The 1933-nt window shown below is 37.8% G+C and carries 3 protein-coding genes; all 3 read left to right on the forward strand.

Going from position 1 to position 1933, the window contains the following annotated elements; all coding sequences use genetic code 11:
* Window positions 1-26 precede the first annotated feature (26 nt).
* The 3 genes from LV92_RS21660 to LV92_RS21670 all read left to right on the forward strand — a co-directional run bounded on the left by LV92_RS21660 (window position 27) and on the right by LV92_RS21670 (window position 1819).
* Complete coding sequence (locus tag LV92_RS21660) at window positions 27-185, forward strand: type II toxin-antitoxin system YafQ family toxin (RefSeq protein WP_245946458.1); 159 nt, start codon at window positions 27-29, stop codon at window positions 183-185.
* A gap of 334 nt (window positions 186-519) precedes the next feature.
* A complete protein-coding gene (locus tag LV92_RS21665) occupies window positions 520-1536 on the forward strand; it encodes a replication initiation protein (RefSeq protein WP_111625672.1) in 1017 nt (338 codons plus the stop codon).
* Between the two features lie 13 nt (window positions 1537-1549).
* The gene (locus tag LV92_RS21670; protein WP_111625673.1) at window positions 1550-1819 is read left to right on the forward strand and encodes a hypothetical protein; all 270 of its coding nucleotides are present in this window, start codon (window positions 1550-1552) and stop codon (window positions 1817-1819) included.
* Window positions 1820-1933 lie beyond the last annotated feature (114 nt).

The following is a 1933-nucleotide window of genomic DNA, read 5'->3' on the forward strand; positions in this document are numbered from 1 at the left end:
AACTTGTCGATGGTGGCCATCAGGCTATCCCTGAAAGTAACAGACCTCACAAGCTCAGCGGTAACTATGAAGGGAGATGGGAATGTCATGCTCTACCCGATCTACTGATCATCTGGAGGCAGGATGAAAAACCAGAAAAAAGAATCGTAATCTACCGAGTTGGGTCACATTCTGAATTGTTTTAAATTATATTTTTAGTTGCCGTTGCCCGATCTTGCGTAAGCTTTTTTCCCTCCCTTTTTGTTTTTGGTTTTTCATTTTTTTTCCCCAAAAGCTTTTTCGGTTTGTACCGACTTTTTTTGTTTTAAAGGCCATTTTTTGTGCGGTTGGGAAGACATACTATAATAGTGGTTTAACTATAATAGTTGATACTATAAGGTGTTTTTTGAATAAACCTACGTTTATGCCGTCAAAGCAGGCTATTAAACCTACGTTTATGCCGTCAAATTGAATATTAAACCTACGTTTATGCCGCCTATTCCTATTTGTTTTTTATAAATAGGTTTATTAAATTTCGAAATGGATAAAAGAAAAACTCAAATCAGTCTTCCTTTGATCATTGAGGAGAAGCGGTTAAAGGAAGTGGTAACCCAGCACTGGAATCTTACTTTCGCAAGGCAAGGGAAAATATCTGTCGTGGCCAAAAGAATGATGGCAGTGGTTCTTGCTCAGATTCAGAGTAATGATCTGAAGTTAAAGCCATACTACGAATTTAAGGCCTCAGATGTGGTACGAAGTTCTGATGGAGGGGGTAGTGCTTATGAAGCTTGTAAAAAAGCATTCGTAGAACTTGCTTCATCTGTTTGGATGATTGAGGATTTTGAAAACAAGCAGTTTGAGCCAAGAAACATCCTTGACACAACCAAGACCACTAAAAGGGATGGATTTAAAACGTCTTACGATAATGGAAACATCACTATTGCTTTGAACCCTGCCCTAGAAGATTATTTCATTGGCCTTGCACATCATACCAGTTGGGAACTTCAAAACTACATGAATTTCGAAAGTTGGTATTCTATGCGGTTCTGGGAGTTACTTTCAGCTTTCAGGGATACTGGTAAGTGGTATGTATCCCTTGATGAATACAGAAAATTAATGGATTGTGAAAAAAAATATAAAGATGTTAACCGATTGATAAAAGTAACAACTAGTGAGCCACTTGAAGAGCTGAGGGGTACAATTTTGGAGTTTACTTTTGAGAAAGTTTTCGATAAGTTTTCGGGTCGTGGAAGACCTCCAGTAATAGGGCTGAACTTTACTCTTACTCAGGAAAAAACAACACCTGAAGCAACTTTAGAAAAGTGGAAAAAAACTAGCCCTGAGCATGAAAAAGTAATAAGAGAGTTAAATAAAAAGTGGAAAATTCATCCTGCTACATTGATTAAACACCTCCCAATTATCAAAATGGAAGGAGCTAAGGGACTTATTAAATCTTTTGAGAAGACAGAGAGATCAAACCGAAAAATAGACTCCAGAGAAAAATACTGCAACAAAGCAATCAAAGATTTATCGGACCAAATTTCAGGCAAAAACTAAAAACATAATAACAATGTACAATATTTTAGAAAGTAGAATCGAGTTTAAAAACAACCAACTATTCAGGATTACGGTATTGGTTGAAATGTCAATAGGTGATGTAAGGGCAATTTATGCCGATACAAATCTAAAGGCAGGCTATTTGGTATTGAAGCCGAATCAGGAAATTAGCAAAGAATTACTCCAGCAAGTAGCGGGGTATGGTTCTGAAAGGAGAGATAAAGATGATATGTTCCCAGGATGGCACTCAAAGCTCACTGAGTTGCGTGCCATTGGTGGATAACTGTCCCACAAACGGGACAGTTGATACGGACTACCCGTAAATCTTGACGGGTATTTCGTCATCTGTGACGGACTAACCGTAATTTTTGACGGGTACTTTGATTTAGGGTTAGAG

This window comes from Arenibacter echinorum (assembly GCF_003259375.1).
GTDB lineage: Bacteria > Bacteroidota > Bacteroidia > Flavobacteriales > Flavobacteriaceae > Arenibacter > Arenibacter echinorum.

What these genes read in the sequence shown, in the direction of transcription:
- LV92_RS21665 (WP_111625672.1), top strand. Translation starts at nt 520, where the DNA reads ATGGATAAAAGAAAAACTCAAATCAGTCTTCCTTTGATCATTGAGGAG.
- LV92_RS21670 (WP_111625673.1), top strand. Translation starts at nt 1,550, where the DNA reads ATGTACAATATTTTAGAAAGTAGAATCGAGTTTAAAAACAACCAACTA.